We start from the raw sequence: 19,542 nt of genomic DNA, 5'->3' as shown, positions 1-19,542 counted from the left end.
GAATATTTCGACGTGTGGTGCGTATGTTTCGAAATATTGTATACAAAAAATAAATCTATTGTGTTCTATTTGTTTGATCGAGCTTCTGATCAGACAGAGCCCCACGGCTTTCCCATAACAAGATAAGGACGGCACCCATGAGCGCTTTAACCTTGAAAGTCGCAGTCAACCTGGCCAGCCACGCCATCGCGGCAGGCCGTACCATTTCGGCGGCACCGCTGACCGTTGCGGTACTCGACAGCGGCGGGCATTTGATAACGTTGCAGCGCGAGGATGGCGCGAGCCTGCTGCGCCCGCAGATCGCGATTGGCAAGGCCTGGGGTGCGATAGCCCTGGGCAAGGGCTCGCGCTTGCTGGCGCTGGACGCACAGCAACGGCCGGCGTTTATTGCCGCGTTGAACAGCCTGGGGCAGGGCAGCGTGGTGCCGGCGCCGGGCGGGGTGTTGATCCGGGATCAGGCGGGTGTGGTGCTGGGCGCGATCGGGATCAGCGGGGATACGTCGGATATTGACGAGCAGTGTGCGATCAGTGCGATCGAGGGGTTGGGGTTGTTGGCGGATGCGGGGGTTACTGCTTGATGTGAGGTGACTGATGGATAGTCATCGCAGGCAAGCCAGCTCCCACAGTTGAATGTATTCACGAATCAAAATGTGGGAGCGGGCTTGCCCGCGATGGCGGCGACTCGGTCTCCAGTCAAAGCCAGATCGCATCCCACAGTGGGTAGTCGCCATATTTTTTCACCAGCCCCGCCCTCAAGGGATTGGCCACGATGTACCGAGCTATGCCCTCAAGGTTTTCTTCGCGCCGCACGGCATGATCATGGAAACCTGGTTGCCAAAGACGCCCTTTTCGCCCGGCAACGGCATTCACGACTCGAGTACTTTTGGATTTGACTTGGCGCATCAGGTCAGCCAGCGAACCGTTTTCCAGCGAAATCAACCAGTGGAAATGATCGGGCATCACTACCCAGGCGAGTGAGGTTGCCAGTCGCTGGTTTTGCGCAATTCTGAATTGCTGCACCACCAGTCTGCCTAGCTTGAAGTCGCTGAATATTGGTTCGCGATGCAGTGTGTTACTGGTCAGAAGATAAATTCGGTTGGGTTCGTTATAGCGGCCTGTGCGTAGACGACATGATGCGGGTAGATCAGGCATTCCGTTGCCCCTTTGCAGAAGTGAGTTCTGAAAGGCTAGACAGGAATATTTTAAGGGGGGGGCCAGCTTTTGGCAGGATGTGTCTGGGCGATAGCTATCGCGGGCAAGCCCGCTCCCACAGTGGATCTCCGTCGTTCATACATTCTGTGTCCGGCACAAATCCAGTGTGGGAGCTGGCTTGCCTGCGATGGCTACACCGCGGTCTATCAGTCCCGCTCACACCCCTTCAACACCAACCGAATAATCGTCTGCGCCGCCGCCTCATAATCCGCTTCATCCAACTTCGCCTTCCCGGTCACCGCCGAAATCTGCCAGTCAAAATCCGCATACGTCTGCGTCGCCGCCCAAATGCTGAACATCAGGTGATGCGGATCAATCGGCGCAATCAGCCCACGGTCCACCCAGCTCTGGATGCAGTCGATGTTGTGCTTGGCCTGGGCATTCAGCTGTTTCACCTGCTCGGGGCTCAAATGCGGGGCGCCGTGCATGATCTCACTGGCAAACACTTTCGAGGCAAACGGCAAATCCCGGGAGATGCAGATCTTCGAGCGGATGTACCCGCTCAGCACGGCCGAAGGGTCGCCATCAGGATTGAACGGTGTGGAGGCCGCCAGGATCGGCTCGATAATGCTTTCGAGCACCTCGCGATAGAGGTTGTCCTTGGACTTGAAGTAGTAGTAGACGTTGGGCTTGGGCAGCCCGGCCTTGGCGGCGATGTCGCTGGTTTTGGTCGCGGCGAAGCCCTTGTCGGCAAACTCCTCACTGGCAGCCCGCAGGATCAGTTCTTTGTTGCGCTCGCGAATGGTGCTCATAGACCAGGAGGTTCCTTGCCAAGACAGGCGGTCTGGCATGGTAGCACCGGCTTTGCGCAGGGCTCAAGAATCCCGCCGCAGCCCTTGCATGGCGGGGCGCCCAGCTGACTTTGTCTGTCTTGATGCTGAACGCATTCACGGTCGTACAGGCACAGCTCGAGCGCGCTGCTAGAGTTCAGGCAGCGAGCGGCCATTTAGCCTGGCCACCGCTTCCTGTTTTCGGCGTTCGAGAGAGAAACCCGTGGAGAAAAGCAGACGACGTACGTTCGCCTGGGCCGTTGGCACGTTGTTACTGGTAGCGTTGTTGATTGCCCTGGGTTTGCACTTCTTTGCAGGCGGGCACAAAGGCCGGCCTCCCGCCACCGGCGAACCGGTGGCCGTGGTGCCGGTGGTGTTGCAGGACGTGCCGGTGTATATCGACGCCCTCGGCACCGTCACCCCCACCCGCAGTGTGACCGTGGTCACCCAGGTCGATGGCATCCTCAGCAGCGTGGAATTCAAGGAAGGCCAGCACGTCAGCAAGGGCCAGGTGATTGCGCGGATCGATGACCGTGCTCTCAAGGCCCAGCTGGCCGTGGCCAAGGGTACCCTGGCCCACGACCAGGCTGTGTTGAGCAATGCCCAGCGCGATCTGGTGCGCTACCGCGAACTGGTCAAGGCCGGCTCTACCAGCCAGCAAACCGTCGACACTCAGGCCTCGTTGGTCCAGCAACAACTGGGCACCGTGGCCGCCGACCAGGGCAATGTGCAGAACCTTCAAGTGCAGGTCGGCTACTGCACCATCACCTCGCCGGTCGACGGTGTGGTGGGCCTGCGCCTGGTCGACCCCGGCAATTACGTCACCACCACCAGCACCACCGGCATCGTGGTGATTACCCAGATGAACCCGGCCACCGTGGTGTTCGCGGTCCCCGAGGACGACTTGGGCGCTATCAACCAGGCCCTGGGCCGTGGCGCCGTGACGGTGCTGGCCTACGACCGCAACAAGAAAGCCCTGCTGGCCACCGGCAGCCTGTTGGCCCTGGACAACCAGGTAGACACCTCCACCGGCACCATCAAGGTCAAGGCGCAGTTCGATGATTCGGGCAGTGCGCTGTTCCCCAATCAGTTCGTCAATGCGCGCCTGAAGGCCGACACCCTGGCCCAGGTTGCCGTGGTGCCCACCCGGGCGATCCAGCATGGCAGCAAGGGCGATTTTGTGTTCGTGGTGAATGGCGACAAGGCCAGCCTGCGCAACATCAAGACCGGCCCATCGATGGGCGATGTGTCGGCGGTGCTCGAGAACGGCGTCAAGCCAGGCGAGCAGGTGATCACCGAAGGCGCCGACAAACTGGATGACGGTTCGGCCGTGAAGGTCGTCGCCCAGTGAGGAGCTGCCGAGCATGAACATTTCGCGGCCCTTTATCGAACGTCCCGTCGCCACCACCTTGATGATGGTCGCGGTGCTGTTGCTGGGCATGTTGGGGTATCACCTGTTGTCGGTGTCGGCGTTGCCTGAAGTCGACTACCCGACCATCCAGGTCTTCACCCAATACCCCGGCGCCAGCCCGGACGTGGTCAGCTCCTCGATCACCGCGCCGCTGGAGCGCCAGCTCGGCGAGATGCCGGGCCTCAAGTCGATGAACTCCACCAGCTCCGACGGCGCTTCGGTGGTGACCCTGCAATTCGACCTGTCGCTGTCCCTGGACGTGGCAGAGCAGGAAGTGCAGGCCGCGATCAACGCCGCCGGCACCTTCCTGCCGGCCAACCTGCCGTACCCACCGGTATACAGCAAGGTCAATCCGGCGGATGCGCCGGTGCTGACCCTGTCCCTGACCTCCGATGTGTTGCCGCTGACCAAGGTCGAGGACCTGGCGGATACACGGCTGGCGCAGAAGATCTCGCAGATCACTGGCGTCGGCCTGGTGACCATCAGCGGCGGTCAGCGCCCGGCGGTGCGGGTCGAGGCGAATACCTCGGCGCTCAATAGCCTCGGCCTGTCCATTGATGACCTGCGCACCTCCCTCGGCACGGCCAACGTCAACCAGGCCAAGGGCAATATCGACGGCAAGTTCCAGGCGTATTCGATTGGTGCCAACGACCAGCTGCAATCGGCCGAGGAATACCGCGACCTGGTGATCGCCTATAAAAATGGCGCGCCGATTCGCCTGTCGCAGATCGCCAGTTCCACCCAGGGCCCGGAGAACCCGCGTCAGGCTGCGTGGACCAACAGCACGCCGTCGATTGTGCTGAACATCCAGCGCCAGCCAGGCGCCAACGTGATCCAGGTGGTCGACCGCGTGCAGCAATTGCTGCCCAAGCTGCGGGCCAGTTTGCCGGGTACCTTGAAGGTCGATGTGCTGACCGACCGCACGCAAACCATCCGCGCCTCGGTCACCGATGTGCAGTACGAACTGGCGGTGGCGGTGCTGCTGGTGGTGATCGTGATTTTCATTTTCCTGCGCGACGTTGCGGCGACGGTTATTCCGGCAGTCACCGTGCCGCTGACGCTGGTGGGCACCCTGGCGGTGGCTTATGCGCTGGGCTTCTCCCTGAACAACCTGACACTGATGGCGCTGACTATCGCCATCGGATTCGTGGTGGACGACGCCATCGTGATGATCGAAAACATCACACGCTATATCGAGGCGGGCGACTCGCCGCTGGAGGCGGCGCTCAAGGGGTCGGAGCAAATCGGCTTCACGATTATTTCGCTGTCGATTGCGCTGATTGCAGTGATGATCCCGCTGCTGTTCATGGGCGATGTAGTCGGCCGGCTGTTCCGCGAATTCGCCATGACCGTGGCCGTGACCATCGTTATCTCGGCGTTCATCTCCCTGACCCTCACGCCGATGATGTGCGCGCGGATGCTCAAGAATAAGCACCAGGAACGCCGCGCGGATTTCTTCGACCGCATCAACACCCACTACGTGCGTGGCCTTGACTGGGTGTTGGCGCACCGCACCTTGACCCTGATCTCGATAGCGCTCACCGCCGCGCTGACCCTGATGATTCTGGTGATCATGCCCAAGGGCTTTTTCCCCGACCAGGACACCGGGCTGATCCAGGGTATTTCCCAGGCGGCGCCGACGGTTTCATTCCAGCAGATGCAGACCGAACAACAGCGCCTGGCCGCGCGAATCCTCAAGGACCCGGCGGTGCAAAGCCTGTCGTCCTTCGTCGGGATCGACCAGACCAACCCGACCATCAACCAGGGCAACCTGCTGATCAACCTCAAGCCCCGCGGCGAGCGTGACAGTGCCACCGAGGTGATCCGCCGGCTCTCCGATGCCAACGCCGACGACGCCGGGATCCGCCTGTACCTGCACTCGGTACAGGACCTGACCCTCGACGCCACGGTGTCCACCACCAGCTACCGGCTGGGCCTGCAAGCCACCGATCCGGACGAGCTGGAAACGTGGACCACCAAGCTGCTGGCGGCGATCAAGCAAGACCCGATGTTCACCGACGTGCAAAGCCAGGCGATGCAGTTCGGCAACCAGATCCAGCTGACCTTTGACCGCGGCACTGCCTCGCGCCTCGGTATCACGCCCCAGGCGATCGACGACGTGCTGTACGACGCCTTCGGCCAGCGCCAGGTCTCGACGATCTACACCCAGCTCAACCAGTACCACGTGGTGATCGCCACCGACCATCCGCCGCGCAACTTGCCGGACCTGCTCACCGGGTTGTACGTGGACATTCCCGGTGGCGGTGTGGCGCCGCTGTCGAGCATGGCGACCCTGCAGGTGGTGCGGGCGCCCGTCACCATCAACCGGCTGGGCCAGTTTCCGTATGCCGACGTTTCGTTCAACCTAGCGCCCGGCCAGACCCTTGGCGCGGCGGTCACGCGGCTCAAGGACATCGAGGCCAAGGTCGGCTTGCCGCTGTCGGTGCAGGCCAACCTGGAAGGCGCGGCGGCGACGTTCGAACAGTCGCTGTCCAACCAGGTATTCCTGGTGGTGGCGGCGATTGTGGTGGTGTACCTGATGCTGGGGATTCTGTACGAGAGCTTCGTGCACCCGGTGACGATCCTTTCGACGCTGCTCTCGGCAGCACTCGGGGCCTTGCTGGCGCTGCTGGTGACGGGCACGCAGTTCGACATCATCGGCCTGATCGGCATTGTGTTGCTGATCGGTATCGTGATGAAAAACGGCATCATGATGGTCGACTTTGCCCTGGAGTTGTTACGCGAGGGCGGCCTGAGCCCCACGGCCGCGATCCGCCAGGCGGCAGAGTTGCGGTTCCGGCCGATCCTGATGACCAGCATGGCGTCGCTGTTCGGCGCGGTGCCGCTGGCGCTCGGTACGGGGATTGGTTCGGAGCTGCGTCACCCGCTGGGCATCGCGATTATCGGCGGGTTGTTGCTCAGTCAGTTGCTGACGCTGTTTTCCACGCCGGTGATCTTCCTCGCCATGCACGGCCTGGGGCAGCGCTTCAGCCGCCGCCCGGCTGAAGCGGTCTGATGGCAATGAACCTCAGCGCGCCGTTTGTTCGCCGCCCGATTGCAACCACCTTGATGGCGGCCGGCCTCGCGCTGTTTGGCGCGCTGGCCTTCATGCTGTTGCCGGTGGCGCCGTTGCCGGAGGTGGATTTCCCGACCATCAGCGTCAGCGCCTCGTTGCCCGGCGCCGATCCGACCACCGTCGCCAGTTCAGTGGCCACGCCCCTGGAGCGCCAGTTCGGGCAGATCGCCGGGGTCACGCAGATGACCTCATCCAGCAGCTTGGGCTCGGCGCGGATCATTTTGCAGTTCGACCTGAATCGCGACATCGACGGCGCCGCGCGGGATGTGCAGGCGGCGATCAATGCCGCCCGCAGCAACCTGCCCAGCGACCTGTCCGGCAACCCGACGTACCGCAAGGTCAACCCGGCGGATTCGCCGATTCTGATCATCAGCCTGACCTCCGACAGCGCCACGCCGGGGCAGATGTATGACGTGGCCTCGACCCTGCTGGAGCAGAAGTTGTTGCAGACTACCGGGGTCGGTGACGTGACGGTGGGCGGCGGCGCGCTGCCGGCGGTGCGGGTGGAATTGAACCCCGACCGGCTCAACCAGTACGGCGTGAGCCTGGAGCAGGTGCGCCAGGTGATCAACGCCTCCAACGTCAACTTGCCCAAGGGCAACGTGGCCATCGGTGATCGCAACTACGGCATTGCGGCGAACGACCAGTTGCTCGATGAAAAGGACTACGGGCCGCTGGTGGTCAAGGCCCACAACGGCGACCTGATCCATATCGCCGACCTGGGCTACGTGCGCGAAGACGTGCAGGACCTGCGCAACTTCGGCCTGTCCAACGGTAAGCCGGCAGTATTGCTGGTGGTGTTCAAGCAGCCGGGCGCCAACGTGATCGAAACGGTGGACGCGGTGAAAGCCTCGCTGCCGTTCCTGCAAAGCTCGATTCCGGCGACGATCAAGCTCAACCTGCTGATGGACCGCACCACCACCATTCGCGCCTCGTTGCATGACGTCGAGATCACGTTGCTGGTGTCGATCCTGCTGGTGACCCTGGTGACCTTCGGCTTCTTCCGCGACTGGCGCAGCACCCTGGTGCCGGCGATTGTGGTGCCGCTGTCGCTGCTCGGCACCTTCGGCGCGATGTACTTCCTCGGCTACAGCCTGAACAACCTGTCACTCATGGCGCTGACGATTTCCACCGGCTTTGTGGTGGACGATGCGATTGTGGTGGTGGAAAACATCATGCGCCACCTGGAGCGCGGCAAGACCCGGGTGGAAGCGGCGCTGGCCGGTGCCCAGGAAGTCGGCTTCACGGTACTGACCATCAGCGTGTCGCTGGTGGCGGTGTTTATTCCGCTGCTGCTGATGGGCGGGATTGTCGGGCGGCTGTTCCGCGAGTTTTCGGTATCGTTGTCGGTGGCCATCGTGATCTCGATGCTGATCTCGCTGACGGTTACACCGATGCTCGCCAGCGTGCTGCTGCGCGCGCCGAAAGTGATTCATGAAGGCAATGAACACCCGGACTCGCGCTTTCACCGCTTCTACGATCGCACCCTCGGTTGGGTGATCGACCATACGGTGCTGATGGGTTTTGTGACGGTGTTGGTGATCGTGCTCGCCGGCGTGTTGTACGTGCTGGTGCCCAAGGGTTTTTTCCCCCAGGAAGACACCGGGCGCTTGCAGGGCAGCATCCTGGCGAACCAGAGCATTTCCTATGGGGCGATGCAGAAGGACTTCACCGAGATCAACCGCAAGGTGATGAAAAACCCGAACGTCGAAACCGTCGCCGGGTTTGTCGGCGGTGGCGGAGGGGGCGGCGGGGCGGTCAACAGCGCGCAGATGTTTGTATTGCTCAAGCCCCTGGGCGAGCGCAAGGACAACGCCACCGAAATCATCGGCCAGATCCGCCGCAGCCTCGGCGACTTGCCGGGCACCAAGCTGTATTTGCAGTCGGCCCAGGACATCACCGTGGGTGGCCGGCAAAGTGGCGCGCAATACCAATACACCCTGACCGCCGATGACCAGGAGTCGCTGGACGAATGGGTGCCCAAGGTGGTGGCGGTGCTGCGCAAATTGCCGCAACTCACCGACCTCAATACCGACCAGCAAGACAACAGCTTGCTGGCCAATGTGCAAATCAACCGGGACACGGCGGCGCGCCTCGGGGTGAGTGTCTCGGCGGTCGACCAGACGCTGTACGACGCCTTTGGCCAGCGCCAGGTCGCGACCCTGTATCGCGCGGCCAACCAGTACCACGTGGTGATGGAAATCGCGCCGGAATACTGGACCGACCCTTCCGCGCTCAAGGGCATTTATGTGCCGACGGGCACCCAGGCCACGACCACCAAGGGCACCACGGCGGCGCCCAACCTGACCACCGGGCAGACCCTGGTGCCACTCTCGGCACTGGCGGATAACACGGTGGCGCGCACCGCAATTTCCATCAGTCACCAGGGCACGTTCCCGGCGGTGACAGTCTCGTTCAACCTGGCGCCCGGCACGTCCATCGGCCAGGCCACGGCGATGGTGGACGATGCGGTGAAGCAACTGCGCATGCCCGCCAGTGTGGTCGGCCAGTTTGCCGGTACGGCCCAGGTGTTCCAGTCGTCGGTGGCCAGTGAGCCACTGCTGATCGTCGCTGCGTTGCTGTGCGTGTATATCGTGCTGGGCATCCTCTACGAAAACCTGACGCACCCGCTGACCATTCTTTCGACCCTGCCCTCGGCCGGCGTCGGTGCGTTGATCGCCTTGCTGCTGACCGGCACCGAGCTGTCGATCATTGCGCTGGTGGGGGTGATTCTGTTGATTGGTATCGTGAAGAAAAACGCGATCATGATGATCGACTTCGCGATCACCGAGCGGCGGGAGTTCGGCCTAACGGCCAAGGAAGCGATTCGCCGGGCGTGCCTGATCCGTTTCCGGCCGATCATGATGACCACCCTGGCGGCGATCCTTGGCGCGCTGCCGCTGGTGCTCGGCACCGGTTATGGCTCTGAGTTGCGCCGGCCGTTGGGGATTTCGATTATTGGTGGCCTGCTGTTCAGCCAGGTGCTGACGCTGTACACCACCCCGGTGATCTACCTGTGGCTCGACCGGGCGTCACAGCGCCTGGGTCGGCGTAAGGAAGCAAGGTTATGAACGTGAAATACAGCGTGCTTTGCATCAGCTTGCTGCTCGGCGGCTGCATGGTCGGGCCCGATTACCAGAAGCCCGCCATGGAGCTGCCGCAGTCGTTCAAGGAAGGCGCGCAGTGGCAGCGCGCGGCGGCCAACCCCCAGGGGGCGATGGACAGCCAGTGGTGGCTGGCCTATCAGGACCCGGTACTGAACGATTTGGTGGCGCGCTCGGCCAAGGCCAACCAGTCGATCATCGCGGCGGAGGCGGCTTATCGTCTGGCCCAGGCGCAGGTGGCGTCCAGCCGGGCAGGGTTGTGGCCCACCGTTGGCGTAGGGTTGTCGGGTTCGCGGGGAACGGCAGGCAGTGGTAGCGGCACGTCCACCACCGGCACCACGGCGGGCGGCGTGCAGAACAGTGTCAGCGCCACCTTGACCGCCAGTTGGGAGCCGGACCTGTGGGGCCTGGTGCGGCGCGGGATAGAGTCCAGCCAGGCGACGGCCCAGCAATCGGATGCGTTGCTGGCCGGGGTGCGGCTGTCCATCAGTTCCAGCGTGGCGAGTAACTACCTCGCCCTGCGGCAGATGGACATCGACGTGCGCCTGTTGCAGCAACAACAGAAGATCAACCAGCAACTGCTGGACATGATCCAGGTGCAGTTCACCCAGGGCGTCGCCACCAACGACCAGTTGCTGGTGGCGCAGGACCAGTTGACCACTTCGATTGCCGACTTGCAGACCTCCCTGCGCGACCGCGAGCAATACGAACACGCGCTGGCGGTGCTGGTGGGTGTGGCGCCGAGTGAATTCAGCGTGGCAGTGCGCAATGACTACAGCTTCGTGGTCCCGCGGCCACCGTTGACCTTGCCGTCGACCCTGCTGCAACGGCGTCCCGATGTGGTGGCGGCGGAGCGCTCGGCAGCGGCGGCCAACGCGAAAATCGGCGTGGCCGAAGCTGCGTTCTTCCCTACGCTGGATCTGACTGCCGAGGCCGGTTACCGCGGCAGTGCGTTGGGCGGGTTGTTCTCCCTGCCCAATCGCATCTGGACGTTGGGCCCGGCGCTGGCGGAAACCCTGTTTGACGGCGGCGCCCGCGAAGCGGCGGTCAAGCAGGCCGAGGCCAGCTATGACCAGATCGCCGCGACCTACAAGGGCACCGTGCTCAGCGCCTTGCAGAACGTTGAAGACAACCTGTCGGCAATCAACCACCTGCAAACCCAGGCCGATGCGTTCCAGCAGGTGTACCAGCGTAATCAGCAACTGTTCGGCAGCCAGGAAGCGCAGATGCGCGCCGGGACCGTGAGCCGGGAGAATGTGCTGACCCAGCAACTGGTGTTGCTGCAAGCCGAGCAGAATCTTCGCGACACCCAGGGCCAGCTCAGCCAGGGCAGTGTGGCGCTGATCCAGAGCCTTGGCGGGGGCTGGCAAACGCCTGCGCGCTGAACGGCTCGCTAACCCGGTGTGCGCCGCGTTATTCTCGGCGCACTTTGAATCACGGGAAGCCTGAGCCATGGCAGGAAGCAGTTTGCTGGTATTGATCGACGACATCGCCGCGGTGCTCGATGATGTGGCGTTGATGACCAAGATGGCCGCGAAGAAAACCGCCGGCGTGCTGGGGGACGACCTGGCGCTGAATGCCCAGCAAGTCTCCGGGGTGCGCGCCGAGCGGGAAATTCCGGTGGTGTGGGCGGTGGCCAAGGGCTCGTTCGTCAACAAGCTGATTTTGGTGCCGGCTGCGTTGCTGATCAGCGCGTTTGCGCCGTGGGCGGTCACGCCGTTGTTGATGCTGGGCGGCGCTTACCTGTGTTTTGAAGGTTTCGAAAAACTCGCCCATAGCTTCTTCCACAAACGCACCGAAGAGCAGGCGCACCTGGTGGAAGCCGTGGCGGATCCGGCCACGGACCTGGTGGCCTTCGAGAAGGACAAGATCAAGGGCGCGATCCGTACCGACTTCATCCTCTCCGCCGAAATCATCGCCATCACCCTCGGTACCGTGGCCGATGCACCGCTGATGCAGCAAGTGATCGTGTTGTCGGGTATCGCCATCGTCATGACCATCGGCGTCTACGGCTTGGTGGCCGGTATCGTCAAACTCGATGACCTGGGCCTGTGGCTCACCCAGAAGCCCGGCCAGGCGGCGCGCAGCATCGGCGGGGCGATCCTGCGGGCGGCGCCGTACATGATGAAAAGCCTGTCGGTGATCGGTACGGCGGCGATGTTCATGGTCGGCGGTGGCATCCTGACCCATGGTGTGCCGGTGGTGCATCACTGGATCGAGACTGTGAGCCAGAGTACTGGCGGCCTGGCGTGGTTGATGCCGACGTTGCTCAATGCAGTGGCGGGGATCATTGCCGGGGCCGTGGTGTTGGCGGTGGTCAGTGCGGTGGGTAACCTCTGGAAGCGGGTGAGGGCATAGGCATTTGATCGAGCGACGGCAATTCAGCGGGGGCATGAAAGGCAAGAACCTCCGTTACCTGAATGAAAATCCCGGCGAGGCCCGCCAGACGGTGCGTGCGGGATTTGTGTTGCTCGAACATTTTTCGCTGCCGGCGTTTACCCAGGCGCTGGATACGCTGATCACCGCCAACCTGCTGCGGCCCGCTTCTTTTTCTACCTCGACCTTCGGCTTGCGGGAAGGCGAGGTGATCAGTGACCTGGGGCTGGTGATCCGGCCCGATGCGCGGCTTGAGTCTTCGGTGCTTAAAGAGTTGGACCTGTTGGTGATATGCGGTGGCTATCGCACTGAACTGAAGGCTGCGGAGGAGTTTATCCACCTGCTGAAAAGCGCCTCGGAGCAGGGTGTGAGCCTGGCCGGTTTGTGGAATGGTGCGTGGTTCCTGGGGCGTGCAGGATTGCTGGGCGGCTACCGCTGCGCCGTGCACCCGGAACATCGCCCGGCCCTCGCTGATTTTTGCAAGGCGACGCAGGTCAGCAGCGAACCCTATGTGATTGATCGCGACCGGCTGACGGCATCGAGCCCTTCCGGTGCGTTTCATATGGCGCTGGACTGGATCAAGGGGCTGTACGGCAAAGCGCTGGTGGAGGGGATCGAGGACATCCTGGCGTTTGAGGAGTCGCGCTACCGGCGGGTGAAACCCACGGAAAACGTGTGCTTGAGCGCACCCCTGCGCGAGGTGGTCAACCTGATGGACGCCAACCTCGAAGAGCCTCTGGAGCTTGAGCAACTGGCCGTTTATGCGGGCCGTTCCCGACGCCAGTTGGAGCGTTTGTTCAAGGAGCAGCTTGGCACCACGCCCCAGCGTTATTACCTGGAACTGCGCATCACCGAGGCCCGTCGGCTGCTGCAACACACCGAGCTGTCCCAGGTGGACGTGCTGGTGGCCTGCGGGTTTGTCTCGCCGAGCCATTTCAGCAAGTGCTACAGCGCCTACTTTGGCTACAGGCCATCCAAGGAAAAGCGCCTGGTCAAATAGCCTGAGATTGGCATTCGCCACAAATATAGATACGATGCTAATCATTAGCTTGCTATCTATATGTGGGTTTAATGAAATCCTCCACCTTCCAGCTCCCTGATTTCTGGCAGGCGACGTTGACCCCGTCCCGTAGCGATCTGCTGTTTGCCTTGCGCAACATGATCGCCGGCGGGGTCGCGTTGTACCTGGCCTTCTGTTTTGACTTGCAGCAACCGCAATGGGCCCTGACCACCGTATTTATCGTGGGCCAGTCCACCAGCGGCATGGTCCTGGCCAAAGGCGCCTATCGGCTGGTGGGTACGTTTGTCGGGGCCATGGTTTCCATCGCGATGATCGGTGTATTTGGCCAGGCGCCGCTGCTGTTCCTGCTGTGCATGGCGCTGTGGCTGGCGTTCTGCACCACGGGGGCATCCTTGCTGCGCAATCATGCGTCCTATGGGTTTGTGCTGGCGGGTTACACCACGGCGATTATTGCGCTACCCGCTACGGCGGCACCGCTGGGAGTGTTCGATGAGGCGGTGGCACGCTGCCAGGAGATCAGCCTGGGGATTCTTTGTGCCTCCATCGCCAGTACGATTCTGTGGCCGCGCCGGGTCGAGCAGGTGCTGGCGGTTCAGGCGCGCGCCGCCTGGCAGGCCGGGGTGCGGGCTGCCGCTTCGGAGCTGTTGGGTACCGACCAGCGTAAAGGCTTGCTCGAAGCATTGAGCCGCCTGGTGGCGGTGGACAGCCAGCGCGACCATGCCTGGTTTGAAGGGCCCAAGGGCCGGCGCCGCTCCCAGGCCTTGCGGGTGCTCAGCCGTGATCTGCTTAGCCTGCTGCGGGCGGCGCGGGGCGTGGCGCGCCAGCGGATGATGCTCGATGAAACGGCGGCGGTCGGGCCACTGATTGAAGCGGTGGCTTCGGCGTTGCAGCAGGAGCGTCTTGATGAACTGCCCGAGTTGTCACAACGGCTTGGCCTGGCGTTGCAGGATCCGCAGCTTGGCCAGGAGGCGCACTTTTGCCTGGTGCAACTGGCGCAGGTGTTGCGCTTGATTGAGCTGGGTGAATTGACGCTGTCGGCGGTCGAGCAGGGCAGGGTGCCGCCCGGCGCACCGGGGGCGATGTCCTGGCACCGGGATATCGAGCAGGGGGTGCTAGGCGGGCTGCGCAGTGCGTTGGCGTTTCTGGCGGTCGCGGCGTTCTGGATCTTTACGGCATGGCCTTCGGGTTTGGGCGCGGTATCGATTTGTGGCGTGGTGTTGAGCCTGTTTGCAGCGCGGGAAAACCCGTCGGCTTCCAGCCTTAACTTCCTCAAGGGCATAGCGCTGTCGATCCCGGTGGCCGGTTTTGTGTGCTTCGTGCTGTTGCCCGGCTTCGATGGCTTTCCCTTGTTATGCCTGGCGTTGGGAGTGCCGCTGTTTTTCGCCTCGTTGTGCATGAGCCGCCTCAAGCTGGCGGCCACGGCCTCGGCGTTCTGCATCTTTTTCGTCAACAACGTAGGGCCCAGCAATGTGATGACCTATGACTTCGCCGCGTTCCTCAACAAGGCCATCGCGACGCTGGTGGGGGTCGGGATTGCCGTGGTGGTGTTTCGGCTGATCCAGCTCAATCCCGGCGAGCATCACTATCGGCGGATGTTCAAGGCTTCATTGTTCGACCTGGCGCAATTGACTTCCCGTCCCCTGGAGCAGGCTGAAAGCTGGTTTGGCGGGCGCATGGCGGACCGGCTGATTCGCCTGTCGCGCTACAGCGAAACCTTGCCTGCCGATCGCCGTGTCCACTGGGATAACGGATTGCTGGGGCTGGACCTGGGGGATGAGTTGCTGGAGTTGCGCGCCTGCCTGGCGGACAGCCGGGGTGCGTTGGCGATTGAGCGCGATCGCTATTTGCGGGCATTGGAGTCGGTGTTGGAGGAGGGTGGACCGAGCGTGGCGAATGAGTCGCTGATGGATGCGGCCAGCGTTGCGATGCTTGAAGCGCTTGAACAGCCTTCGGGATTGGCGGAGCAGGATCGGGAAATGGCCAGGGCGGCCGTGCTGCAACTGCGGTTTACGTGGCGTAAGTGGTGTCGGCGGGGGATGTAGGCGCTGGCAAGCCAGCGCCTACACGGGGCATTACTCGGCGATCTGCAACTTGCGCGCCTCGGTGTACACGTAGCGCACCTTTTCATACTCGAACGGCGAGTTCATCTGGCCGTAGCGGAAGCTGGTCTGGTAGCGCTTGTCGACGGCGCGCAGGGCCCAGATTTCCGGGTGGTTTTCGCTGACCTTGGACACGTTCAGGAAGTTGATCTCGGTCTCGGCGCCGTAGTCCACCAGCAGGCCGGTGGTATCCCGCAGGTTCGACGGACCAAACAGCGGCAGCACCAGGTAGGCGCCGCCCGGTACACCGTAGAAGCCCAGGGTCTGGCCGAAGTCTTCGCTCTGGCGCGGCAGGCCCATGGCGGTGGCCGGGTCCCACAGGCCGGCGATGCCGATGGTGGTGTTGAGCAGCAGGCGCCCGGTGGTTTCCAGGGAACGATGGCCCTTGAGCTGCAGCAGGCTGTTCAGCAGGTTGGGTACATCCCCGAGGTTGTTGAAGAAGTTGCTGACGCCGGTACGCAGGAAGCTTGGGGTGACATAACGGTAACCGTCCACCACCGGCAGGAACACCCACTGGTCGAAGCGGTAGTTGAAGTGGTAGACCCGGCGGTTCCACGACTCCAGCGGGTCGTAGACATTCAGGGCGTTGACCGACGAACGCTCAAACTCACGCTGGTCCAGGCCGGGGTTGAACTTGAGATGGCTCAGTGGCTCCTTGAAGCCGTCGGAGTCCACTACGGTCGGCGTGTGAGCCTTGCTGTTGTCGGCATTGGCCACGCCCGCGCACATCAGAGCAGCGAGCAGCAGAAGATATTTAGCCACGGAAGAACTCCAGCATGGCGTCGGCGTTGACGCGGTAATTGAGGTTGCCGCAATGGCCGCCCAGGGGGTAGACGGTCAAGCGATCGCCGAAGGTTTTACGCAGGAAGCCAAGGTCGCCCGGGCCCAGGATCACGTCGTCGGCGTTGTGCATGACGGCGATTTTCGGGCTGTCGTGCAGGTAGTCCTTGAGGGCATACAGGCTGACCTGGTCAACCAGTTGCAGCAGGCTGCCGCCGTCGGAACGGGCGCGCCACATCGGGATCACCTGTTCGGTGAGGTAGCAGTCGAAGTCGCACTGCAGCGCACGCTTGAGGAACGGCGTGAGGCTGGTGCCTTCGCTGATCGGGTACTTGGGCGGGATGATCAGGCCGCGACGGTTGATCAGGTCCGAGGTGAAGGCAATATCGGCCGCCGAGAAGCGGAACGAAGTGCCGATCAGCATCGCCATCTGTTCGTTGGTCAGGTGTTCCTTGGAGTTCTGGAAGTCGTAGAGCAGGGCATCGTTGAGGTCGATGTAGCCCTTTTGCTGGAAGTAGCGGGTCAGCTTGTTCAACACCAGCTCATAGAAGGTGGTGCTGTTGTTGATGCCCTTGACCTCGGTCTGCACCAGCTTGTCGAGGTTGGTGATCGAGGTATAGAGGTTGACCGGCGGGTTCAGCAGCAGGACTTTCTTGAAGTTGAAGCTGCGACGGGTTTCATCCAGCTTGCTGACAAAGGCTGCGTCGAGGGCGCCGAGGCTGTAGCCGGTGAGGTAGAAGTCGGTCACGGGCAGCGTCGGGTTTTGCGCGCGTACGGCCTGCATCACGCGGTACATGTCTTCGGCGTCTTCCTGGCTGATGCCGGGAGTGGCGAAGCGCGAGGCGGCGGCGATGAAGTCGAAGCTGGTGGGGGACGACAGCTGGACGACGTGGTAGCCGGCCTTGTAGTAGAGCTTTTTCAGGTATTCGTTGATGGTGCTGTCAAAGCGTGCGCCGGTGCCGGCGATCAGGAAGATCAGCGGTGCGGCACGGTCCTGCTTGGCGATGCGGTAGGTGAGTTTCTTCACCGCCCAGAAGTTGTCAGGCAGGCTGAACTCGCGCTCGGGGCGCATCGTCAGGGTGTAGTCGGACTGATTGATTTGATCGTCCGATGGCAGTTCCGGCCGCAGGTTCGGCGGGGTGGTGGCGATGGTCGCTTCAAACGGGTTGGTCAAAGGGTAGCCATAGCTGGCCTGGTCGATATCGACCGCCAGTGCTGACGCACTCAGAAAAAGGCTGCCCAACAGGGCCGCACAGCGCAAGGAACGGAGCATGACTAAATCCCTAAGAGGAAAACGTGCTGAAGTGGAGTTCGCAGGCTATGACCACCGCGTTGCTGCCGAAGTGCCAGCCTTCGGCACTAAAAGTCGGAAAAAACGTCGGAATCGGGGTAATAGTAGCGAGACGATACACTTTGGCACGCCTTAATGAACACTTATCTGTTTGCAAAACTTGCCAACGGCCACCGGGGGATTAAGCTGGGCGCCGTTTTCGCCTATCGGAGTGCCCCATGTCCCGCCGTTTTCCGCTGATCCTGTTGCTTATTGCCCTGCCGCTTTGGCTGGCCGCCAGTTATGGCGCGCGTTACGGATTCATGGAGGATGGCCGTTGGGTGGGCATTTGCGCTGACGAAGCCAGCCGCTGGGAATGCCAGGTGCGTTCCAACCTGGGGTTGATGATTCACTTCAAGGTGCTGGGCTGGGCGGCGCTGGTCACGGCGGTGCTGGCGTTTTTCGTGCCGGGCCGGGCCGGGTGGGGTTTGGCGGTGTTGGCGCTGGTGTTCGGGTTTCCGGCGTTGGCGTTGTACAACACGACCTTTGCGGTGTTTGCGGTGGTGATTGCGGGGTTGCGGTTGGTCCGTAAGCCTCGCGTTGCCTGACAGGGCCTCTTCGCGAGCAAGCCCGCTCCCACATTTGACCGAGTACATCCCTTGGAATGCGGTCGAGTGTGGGAGCGGGCTTGCTCGCGAAAGCGGTCTTAAGCCTTGCGCACCCGTAAGCAACGCCACAATGCTAGGACCATGAGCAGGCTAACCACCGCCCAACCCCACGCCTGCTGGTTCATCACCCCTTCACGGAACAACTGCGGCGCAATACCGGCACCGATGATGAACGCCAGCAACGCAATCTCCCGCCGCAGCCCGCTCACCGGACGCACCAGGTACACCAGCGCCGGCAGCACCAGCGCGGCACTCGGGAAGCTGCGGTAACGCGGGTCAAATACCAGCGCCAGCATCATGACCGCACCGGCAAACCCGGCGATTGCCACCAGCCAGCCAGCGCGCTGCTCCAGCCAGTTGAAGGCGCGTTCGCGCCAACCTTCTCGCGTACTCAACGCCAGGGCGGCGTGAGCCAGTACCGCAAGGTTCAAGGCCACCAGCAATCCAGCCCACACCCACTCATCCGTGAAGCGCGCGGTGACCCGGTTCAACTCGGCCCAGGTGCCGATCGAGCAGGCCGCCACGGCGCCCAGCAATGGCAACAACAACGCAGCCCGGGTCGTGCGCACGCGGCCACCCAGCAGCAGCGTGCCCAGCAGGATGATCCCGCCAACCCCCAGCCACAGCGGCCAGTACGGCACATTGGTCACCGGGCCGGCGAGCACGCCCTTGTCCTGGCGATCCGCATCAAACAGGCCCCAGTAACCCCCCACCGCCCCTTCACTGGCGCGTTTCCACGGCTGGTCAAAGGCTTCGATCAGGTTGTAGTGCCAGCCATTGGCTTCGGCCATGGCCACGAACCCGCGCATGAATTTCGCTTCGTTGACCCGGCTCGGCACCGCCGTTTCCCGCTGGCGGCCTTCGCTCGGCCAGCCGGTCTCGCCGATCATCACGTCCTTGGGGGCGAACTTGTTGCCGAAGGTCTGGCGCACATCGCCCACGTGCTTGAGCGCCTGGTCGATGCCCGAGGGGTCATCTTCCCAGTACGGCAGCAGGTGGATGGTCAGGAAGTCCACGGCCGGGGCGATTTCCGGGTGTTGCAGCCAGAACTCCCACACATCGGCATAGGTGACCGGTTGCTTGATATGGTCCTTGACGTGATGGATCAACTTGACCAACTGCCCGGCGGTGACTTCCTTGCGCAGCAGGGTTTCGTTGCCGACGATCACCGAGGTGACGACGTCGGGGTTGGCATTGGCCGAAGCGATCAGTGCCTCGACTTCCTTGGCGGTGGCCACCGGATCACTGCTGACCCATGCGCCGCTCATCAGCTTCAGGCCGTGTTTGCGCGCCAGTGCAGGCAAGTCTTCAAGGCCGGTCTGGGAGTAGGTGCGAATGCATTCGAAACGGGTGGCCAGCAACGCCAGGTCGGCGTCCATGCGCTCGGGGCGCAGTTTGAACGGCTGGTCGAACGGCGACTGGTCTTTGTCGAAGGGCGTGTAGGACGCACATTGCAGCTTGTGGCTGGCGCTGGCCACGTCCGGCAGCACCACCGGTTGGCCAAGGCCGTACCAATAGCCGCCGAGGGCCAGCACACCGAGGATCAGGGCAAATAAATAGGGCAGGAGCGGGAAACGTGCAGTCGCGGGCATGATCAGGCCGTCTGGGGGCAAAGGCGCGCATCTTACCCGGATTTGAGCCGTCCCAGTGGGGCCGCATAATTTTGACATGCAAAGTTCGGGCGGGATCGTCGGTGAATGTCCTACAAATCATCCTGCTGGCGATGTGATGTCGTTTCTTGCTTACCTGAGGTCG

Annotated in this window: 14 protein-coding genes; 9 read left to right on the top strand and 5 right to left on the bottom strand. The window is 62.4% G+C overall.

Features of this window, described 5'->3' with window-relative positions; all coding sequences use genetic code 11:
* Window positions 1-137 precede the first annotated feature (137 nt).
* Entirely contained in the window at window positions 138-578 is a 441-nt protein-coding gene (locus tag HX801_RS28810) for a heme-binding protein (protein WP_003210592.1), read from the top strand.
* A gap of 115 nt (window positions 579-693) precedes the next feature.
* Here the strand turns inward: HX801_RS28810 and HX801_RS28805 are convergent, their stop codons facing one another.
* On the bottom strand, window positions 694-1,152 hold the full coding sequence (locus HX801_RS28805; RefSeq protein WP_087694459.1) for a transposase: 459 nt from the start codon (window positions 1,150-1,152) through the stop codon (window positions 694-696).
* 206 nt (window positions 1,153-1,358) lie between these two features.
* Entirely contained in the window at window positions 1,359-1,964 is a 606-nt protein-coding gene (locus tag HX801_RS28800; protein WP_177023207.1) for a TetR/AcrR family transcriptional regulator, read from the bottom strand.
* Between the two features lie 241 nt (window positions 1,965-2,205).
* Here HX801_RS28800 and HX801_RS28795 point away from each other — a divergent pair, with 241 nt between their 5' ends.
* The 7 genes from HX801_RS28795 to HX801_RS28765 all read left to right on the top strand — a co-directional run bounded on the left by HX801_RS28795 (window position 2,206) and on the right by HX801_RS28765 (window position 15,012).
* Window positions 2,206-3,333: an efflux RND transporter periplasmic adaptor subunit gene (locus HX801_RS28795; RefSeq protein WP_177023206.1), complete on the top strand. Its 1,128-nt coding sequence runs from the start codon at window positions 2,206-2,208 to the stop codon at window positions 3,331-3,333.
* A 13-nt stretch (window positions 3,334-3,346) separates the two neighbouring features.
* The gene (locus HX801_RS28790; protein ID WP_177023205.1) at window positions 3,347-6,409 is read left to right on the top strand and encodes an efflux RND transporter permease subunit; all 3,063 of its coding nucleotides are present in this window, start codon (window positions 3,347-3,349) and stop codon (window positions 6,407-6,409) included.
* Between the two features lie 5 nt (window positions 6,410-6,414).
* On the top strand, window positions 6,415-9,540 hold the full coding sequence (locus HX801_RS28785) for an efflux RND transporter permease subunit (RefSeq protein ID WP_177023226.1): 3,126 nt from the start codon (window positions 6,415-6,417) through the stop codon (window positions 9,538-9,540).
* Window positions 9,537-10,958 (top strand): efflux transporter outer membrane subunit, encoded by a 1,422-nt coding sequence (locus tag HX801_RS28780; protein ID WP_177023204.1) that lies wholly within the window; start codon window positions 9,537-9,539, stop codon window positions 10,956-10,958. Before HX801_RS28785 ends, HX801_RS28780 begins: the two co-directional genes overlap by 4 nt.
* A 67-nt stretch (window positions 10,959-11,025) precedes the next feature.
* The gene (locus tag HX801_RS28775; RefSeq protein ID WP_003210585.1) at window positions 11,026-11,931 is read left to right on the top strand and encodes a DUF808 domain-containing protein; all 906 of its coding nucleotides are present in this window, start codon (window positions 11,026-11,028) and stop codon (window positions 11,929-11,931) included.
* Window positions 11,932-11,965: 34 nt separating this feature from the next.
* Complete coding sequence (locus tag HX801_RS28770; protein ID WP_134327091.1) at window positions 11,966-12,949, top strand: GlxA family transcriptional regulator; 984 nt, start codon at window positions 11,966-11,968, stop codon at window positions 12,947-12,949.
* Between the two features lie 71 nt (window positions 12,950-13,020).
* On the top strand, window positions 13,021-15,012 hold the full coding sequence (locus tag HX801_RS28765; RefSeq protein ID WP_177023203.1) for an FUSC family protein: 1,992 nt from the start codon (window positions 13,021-13,023) through the stop codon (window positions 15,010-15,012).
* Between the two features lie 30 nt (window positions 15,013-15,042).
* Here the strand turns inward: HX801_RS28765 and HX801_RS28760 are convergent, their stop codons facing one another.
* Both HX801_RS28760 and HX801_RS28755 read right to left on the bottom strand, forming a co-directional pair.
* Entirely contained in the window at window positions 15,043-15,831 is a 789-nt protein-coding gene (locus tag HX801_RS28760; protein WP_003210582.1) for a VacJ family lipoprotein, read from the bottom strand.
* Window positions 15,824-17,122 (bottom strand): hypothetical protein, encoded by a 1,299-nt coding sequence (locus HX801_RS28755; protein WP_003210581.1) that lies wholly within the window; start codon window positions 17,120-17,122, stop codon window positions 15,824-15,826. The genes HX801_RS28760 and HX801_RS28755 overlap by 8 nt, the downstream gene beginning before the upstream one ends.
* Before the next feature lie 236 nt (window positions 17,123-17,358).
* Here HX801_RS28755 and HX801_RS28750 point away from each other — a divergent pair, with 236 nt between their 5' ends.
* Window positions 17,359-17,727, top strand: coding sequence for a hypothetical protein (locus HX801_RS28750; protein WP_003210580.1), 369 nt, complete (start codon window positions 17,359-17,361; stop codon window positions 17,725-17,727).
* 98 nt (window positions 17,728-17,825) lie between these two features.
* Here HX801_RS28750 and HX801_RS28745 read toward each other — a convergent pair whose 3' ends face one another.
* A complete protein-coding gene (locus HX801_RS28745; protein WP_177023202.1) occupies window positions 17,826-19,379 on the bottom strand; it encodes a glycosyl hydrolase family 17 protein in 1,554 nt (517 codons plus the stop codon).
* Between the last annotated feature and the right edge of the window lie 163 nt (window positions 19,380-19,542).

This window comes from Pseudomonas sp. G1002, assembly GCF_013385455.1.
GTDB lineage: Bacteria > Pseudomonadota > Gammaproteobacteria > Pseudomonadales > Pseudomonadaceae > Aquipseudomonas.
Note: the sequence above shows the minus strand (reverse complement) of the source record. Positions and strands in the feature narration are given on the sequence as shown.